5 protein-coding genes and 2 pseudogenes are annotated in these 5,507 nt (G+C 62.7%); 4 read left to right on the top strand and 3 right to left on the bottom strand.

Annotated features, from left to right (window positions below; translation table 11 throughout):
• Positions 1-453: pseudogene (locus HX846_RS29620) on the bottom strand (methyl-accepting chemotaxis protein); the annotation flags it as partial.
• A gap of 165 nt (positions 454-618) precedes the next feature.
• Positions 619-1,614 carry an aldo/keto reductase gene (locus HX846_RS29615; RefSeq protein ID WP_178966731.1) on the bottom strand — a complete coding sequence of 332 codons (996 nt, stop codon included), beginning with the start codon at positions 1,612-1,614 and terminating at the stop codon, positions 619-621.
• Between the two features lie 118 nt (positions 1,615-1,732).
• Between HX846_RS29615 and HX846_RS29610 the strand changes: the two are divergent.
• Positions 1,733-2,650 (top strand): annotated as a pseudogene (locus tag HX846_RS29610) (LysR family transcriptional regulator).
• Here HX846_RS29610 and HX846_RS29605 read toward each other — a convergent pair.
• Positions 2,641-3,546: an AraC family transcriptional regulator gene (locus HX846_RS29605; protein WP_102368899.1), complete on the bottom strand. Its 906-nt coding sequence runs from the start codon at positions 3,544-3,546 to the stop codon at positions 2,641-2,643. The pseudogene HX846_RS29610 and the gene HX846_RS29605 overlap by 10 nt on opposite strands.
• Before the next feature lie 102 nt (positions 3,547-3,648).
• Here HX846_RS29605 and HX846_RS29600 point away from each other — a divergent pair, with 102 nt between their 5' ends.
• From HX846_RS29600 to HX846_RS29590, 3 genes are all read left to right on the top strand, one after another.
• Positions 3,649-4,206 carry a carboxymuconolactone decarboxylase family protein gene (locus HX846_RS29600; RefSeq protein WP_178966729.1) on the top strand — a complete coding sequence of 186 codons (558 nt, stop codon included), beginning with the start codon at positions 3,649-3,651 and terminating at the stop codon, positions 4,204-4,206.
• 56 nt (positions 4,207-4,262) lie between these two features.
• A complete protein-coding gene (locus HX846_RS29595) occupies positions 4,263-5,324 on the top strand; it encodes an acyl-CoA dehydrogenase family protein (protein ID WP_178966727.1) in 1,062 nt (353 codons plus the stop codon).
• Positions 5,321-5,507: ATP-binding cassette domain-containing protein (locus HX846_RS29590; RefSeq protein WP_178966725.1), on the top strand; the 187-nt coding region annotated here is incomplete at its 3' end. The genes HX846_RS29595 and HX846_RS29590, both read left to right, overlap by 4 nt.

Raw genomic sequence — 5,507 nt, 5'->3', positions numbered from 1 at the left:
CTTGTACCAGCTCTGGTCGTAGTAGTTGGGGGCCGCGTCGCTGTTCCAGAAGGTGTTCACCGCCAGCTTGCCCGAGGCATCGCGGTGCCAGAAGGTGCTGTGCTTGTTGCGCCCCGGCGTGCGCTGGTTGGGCAGGGGCCAGATGCCGCCGCCAAACACTTTCAATTCGCCGTACTGGTCCACCAGGCCTGGCAGCACCTTGTCGATGGCGTCGCTGTCCAGCAGCGGGATGGTTTGGGTGATGCTGCGTTGCTGGGCCTGAACCTTGTTCAGTTCGCCCTGGATCTGCTCGGCCACTTCGGCAATGCGATTGAGGGCCACCTGTTCTTCGGTGTGGCGCAGCTTGGGGGCCACCAACTGTCCGATGCCCACCACCGTCAAGACGAATAACAACAGGACGAACAGCACCAGGAACAGGGTGTAGCGGGCTTGGATAGAGCGCAATGAGGGCATGGGGTCGTCCTTACGAAGCGTTTATTGTGCGACGCGGCTTTGTTAGAGCTTCGAAGGGCTATCGGCTTGGGACGGGCGAGCTTGAGGCACTATCGTGCAAGAAAAACCAGGGCAGGGATTCAAGGAGCGGAGCTGGCGAGCCAGCCCCGATCCGGCGTGGCAGGATTATTTGTCCAGCATCTGCATGACCGCTTCCGGGTAGCGCAGCCCGGCTGTGGCGTTGGCCGGGAAGATGGCCTCCAGCTCCGCCAACTCGGTCGGGCTCAGCTTGACCTCCAGTGCCGCGACGTTCTCTTCCAGGTATTTGCGTTGCTTGGTCCCCGGGATCGGGATCAGGTAATCCCCTTGCGCCAGCACCCAGGCCAACGCCAGTTGCCCGGCGGTCACGCCCTTGTCGGCAGCCAGGGCTTGTACCTGTTTCACCAGCAGCAGGTTCTTCGCAAAGTTTTCACCCTGGAAACGCGGGCTGAACCGGCGATAGTCATCCGCCGCAAAGTCATCCGGGCTTTTCAGCGCGCCGGTCAGGAAGCCGCGGCCCAGTGGGCTGTAGGGCACAAATGCGATTCCCAGGCGTTGGCAGGCCGCGAGGCAACCGTTGTCTTCCTGGTCGCGGCTCCATAACGAATATTCGCTTTGCAGGGCGCTGATGGGATGCACCTTGTGAGCGCGCTCCAGGGTAGCCGCCGACGCTTCACTCAAGCCCAGATAACGCACCTTGCCTTGCTTGACCAGTTCGGCCATGGCGCCAACGGTTTCTTCAATCGCCACTTCGGGGTCGATGCGGTGCTGGTAATACAGGTCCAGGGTTTCCACGCCCAGGCGCTTCAAGGTGCCGTCGATGGCCTCGCGAATGTATTCCGGGCGGCCGTTGACGCCACGCAGTGCCGGGTTCGCCGGGTCGCGCACGATGCCGAACTTGCTGGCGAGGAACACCTGGTCGCGCTTGCCGGCGATGGCCTTGCCGATCAGCGCTTCGTTGGTGTGGGGGCCATACATGTCGGCGGTGTCGAGCAGGTTGATCCCCAGTTCCAGGGCGCGGTGCAGGGTGTATATGGCTTCAGTGGTGTCGGTGCCGGTGGTGTAGAAATCGGTCATGCCCATGCAGCCGAGGCCGATGGCGGAAACCTGAGGGCCGTTTTTGCCGAGTTGACGTGTGTGCATGGGTCCAGCTCCTGTGTGGGAAGGGCTCCATTGTTGCCCTCGACAAAAGCGGGATAAACCGGCTAAAACCACTATCACTATTATGAAATTCTAAATAATCCCTGAAGGAAACCAGCCAGTGGACCGTTTTAACGCCATGCGCGTGTTTGTGCGGATTGTCGAGTTGGGCGGCTTTGCCAGGGCGGCCGACAGCCTGCAACTGCCGCGTGCCTCGGTGACCATCCTGATCAAGCAACTGGAGGCGCACCTTGGGGTGCAACTGTTGCAGCGCACCACGCGTTAGGTCAGCCCGACCCTGGACGGCGCCGCTTACTACCAGCGTTGCGTGAGCCTGTTGGCGGACCTTGAGGAAACCGAGGCGGTGTTCTCCACCAGCCGGCGCAACCCGCGCGGCACGTTGCGCATTGATATGCCGTCGGGGATCGGGCGCTTCCTGGTAATTCCGGCAATGCCCGAGTTCACCACGCGTTACCCGCAGATCGATCTGGAAATCGGCCTCAATGACCGCCCGGTGGACCTGATCCGCGAAGGCGTGGATTGCGTGTTGCGCGGCGGCCTGGCGCTGGACGAGTCGCTGGTGGCCCGGCCGCTGGCGATGATGGATCAGGTGACCTGCGCCAGCCCCGGCTACTTGCAGCGGTTCGGCGTGCCATCGACGCTGGATGAGTTGGCCGGCCATCAAGTGGTGGAGTATTTCTCCAGCACCAGCGGCAAACGCTATGGCCTGGAGTTTCAGATCGGCAGCGACATCCGCTTGGTCGACCTGCCCAAGCAAGTGGCGGTCAACAGTGCCGATGGTTACCTGGCGGCCTGTGAGGCGGGTTACGGCCTGGTACAAACGCCGTACTACCACGCCGTTCGCCAGTTGGAAGCGGGCACGCTGGTGGAGGTGCTGGCGTATCAGCCGCCGCCCAGGTTACCGCTGACGGCGCTGTACCCGCCGCATCGCCAGCTGTCGCAACGGGTGCGGGTGTTTGTCGATTGGCTGGTGGAGCTTTGCGCCCGGCCGGGCAATGGGTTGCAGCGTCAACCTTGAGCCTTGCGGTAGGCGCCGGGCTGGAAGCCGGTGACCTTATGGAAGGCCCGGGTAAATGCTGCCACCGATTGATAACCCACGGCGAGGGACACGTCCGCTACGGTCTGGTCCTGCTTGAACAGCTGGCAGGCGTGGCGCACACGCATCATCAGCAGCACTTGCCCCGGCGACTGCCCGCACAGTTCATTGAAGCGCTTGAAGAACGCCGAGCGCGACAGGCCGGTGCAGGCCGCCATGCTTTCCAGGGTCCAGGGCTCGGCCGGGCGTGCGATCAACTGCTCCAGCAGGTTGGCAAATGCCGGTTGCCGAGCCAGCGCCGCCAGGCCGCCGAGGTCGGTGTTGTCCAGCACTTGCTGGCGCAGCACATACAGGAACAGCAGGTGGCACAGGCGCTCCAGCAGGGCGGGCGAGGGCGCCGGCGTGCGCTCGCATTCCTGCAGGATCAATTCGAACAGGTTGCGCGCGGCGGTCAGCGATGGATCACCGGCCCGCAGGATGATCCAGGCGGGCAGGGTGTCGACAATCATCGCCGACAGCCCGGACTGGAAGTGAAAGAACCCGCATACCAGTCCCACGCCGTCACTGGCCTGGCTGTCCAGCGGCACCATTGGCTTGCGCGGGCATTCCTGGGCGCCGGTGGCGGTGCCATCGCTGGACAAGCGGTACGCCAGGTCCCGCAGCAGGAAGACTGCATCGCCGTTGTTCAATGGGTAAGGGGTCGAGTCGCCGTCGATGTGCATCCAGCACTGCCCTTGCACCACCAGATGAAAACTCGCGCTTGCCAGGCCATGGGTGCTGGCGTGCCAGTCGCCGCAGTAACGCCCGACGTGAAACAGGCTGGTGTTGAGTTCAAGGCTATCTAATAACCAATCGACGAGTGAACTGGACGAATTCATCTAACGGAAAGACTCTAGAGCAAGTAATCGCTACTTTAGACTATTGAGCGGATTTTTTATAACCAACAGACTTGGTACACGAATCCATGAGGAGACCACTCCATGTCCCGCGTACCGATGCTAACCCTGGAAACCGCTCCTGAGGCGGCCAAGCCCTTTCTGGAAAATGCCCTGAAGGGTTCCGGGTTCATCCCCAATCTGTTGGCGGTGCTGGCCAACGCCCCGGCAGCCCTGGAAACCTACATCACCGTGTCGGGCCTGAACGCCAAGTCTGACCTGAGCCTGGCCGACCGCGAAGTGGTGCAACTGATTGCCGCCACCAATCACGGTTGCGATTTCTGCGTCGCCGGGCACACTGCCGTAGCGCGCAACAAGGCCAAGCTGCCGGAAGACGTGATCGACGCCCTGCGCCAGCGCGGTGAACTGCCCAACGAGCGTTATGAGACACTGGCAGCGTTCACCCGTGAAGTGATCGCCACCCGCGGTGATGTCAGCGACGCCGGCTACACCGCGTTCCGTGAGGCAGGCTACACCGACGGTCATGCCCTTGAGGTTATTCTGGGTGTGAGCCTGGCCACCCTGTGCAACTTCGCCAACGTGTTTGCCCGTACCCCGTTGAATCCGGAACTGGCGCAATACCGTTGGGAAAAAACCGGCTAGCTGAAGGCGCGCAAGCGTTCGCGATGGTAAACATGCTGCAACAAGGAGAAACATGAATGCTTGACCCAATCTTGAGCCGCTGGCTCGATGTTCAAGCGCAGGCCCTGGATGTGGGCAGTTGCGATCCGCAGGAAGTGCTGCCACGGCTGGCAGAGGCCAATGTATTACGTATCGGTGTGCCCAAGGACCTCGGTGGCCTGGGCGGCGATGTCACCGGCGCGGTGGAAGCTATCGCCGACGTAGCTAGCCATTCCCTGGCGTCGGCGTTTGTGTGCTGGGGCCAACGCTCGTTTATCGAATACCTGCTGCAAAGCCCGAACCAGCGCCTGCGCGAGCAACTGCTGCCGGACCTGCTGAGCGGCAAGCTGGCCGGGGCGACCGGGCTGTCCAACGCGATGAAGTTTTTGTCTGGCATCGAGTCGCTGCAAATCAGCGCCGAGCCGACCGACGACGGCTGGAATCTCAATGGCCGCCTGCACTGGGTGACCAACCTGCGCAAGAACGGGTTTGTGGTGGCTGCCGCCATCGAGCATGCCCAGGGCGGCGCGCCGTTTATCCTGGCGATCCCGGACTCGGTGTCCGGCCTGCAACGTTCCCGCGACCTGGAACTGCTGGGCCTGCAATCGAGCAATACCGCGGCCCTCGGCTTTGAAACCGTGGAGCTGAGCCGCGACTGGTTGTTGCATGAGGATGCACGCAAGTTCCTGCCGGCCGTGCGCCCGGCATTTCTGGGCTTGCAATGCGGCATGTCCATCGGCCTGGCGCGGCGCTCGCTGGCGGAGGTGGCCAATCACCTGGGCTCCAGCCGCACCGTATTGCGTGAAGAGCTGGAAGTGTTGCGTACCTCCTTGGAACAGGCGGTCAACGACCTGAAGAAAGGCCTGCTGGCCGGCCGCTTCGGCACTGAGCCGGTACCGTTGTTCCGCCTGCGCATCGCCCTCGCGGAAATCGCTGCCAGCGCTGTGCAACTGGAGCTGCAAGCCAGCGGCGGCAAGGCCTACCTGACGGCCCACGGCAGCGGTTTTGCCCGGCGCTGGCGCGAGTCGGCATTTGTGCCGATCGTGACCCCGAGCCTGGTGCAGTTGCGCACCGAGTTGAACCGTCAGGCCAATCTATGAGCCAGGCGGTATTGCACGCCCAGGGAATTTGCCTGGGCTATGCGGGCAATTCGGTGCTGGAAGGTTTCGACCTGCAATTGCAGCCCGGCGAAGTGGTGTCGATCCTCGGCCCCAGCGGCGTTGGCAAGTCCAGCCTGCTGCGGGTGCTCGCCGGTTTGCAAGCGCCCCAGGGCGGCAGCATCC

The sequence above is a fragment of the Pseudomonas sp. K5002 genome, assembly GCF_013386655.1.
Classification (GTDB): Bacteria; Pseudomonadota; Gammaproteobacteria; order Pseudomonadales; family Pseudomonadaceae; genus Aquipseudomonas.
This window is presented reverse-complemented; position numbering and strand designations above follow the sequence as displayed.

What these genes read in the sequence shown, in the direction of transcription:
- HX846_RS29615 (WP_178966731.1), bottom strand. Translation starts at nt 1,614, where the DNA reads ATGCACACACGTCAACTCGGCAAAAACGGCCCTCAGGTTTCCGCCATC.
- HX846_RS29605 (WP_102368899.1), bottom strand. Translation starts at nt 3,546, where the DNA reads ATGAATTCGTCCAGTTCACTCGTCGATTGGTTATTAGATAGCCTTGAA.
- HX846_RS29600 (WP_178966729.1), top strand. Translation starts at nt 3,649, where the DNA reads ATGTCCCGCGTACCGATGCTAACCCTGGAAACCGCTCCTGAGGCGGCC.
- HX846_RS29595 (WP_178966727.1), top strand. Translation starts at nt 4,263, where the DNA reads ATGCTTGACCCAATCTTGAGCCGCTGGCTCGATGTTCAAGCGCAGGCC.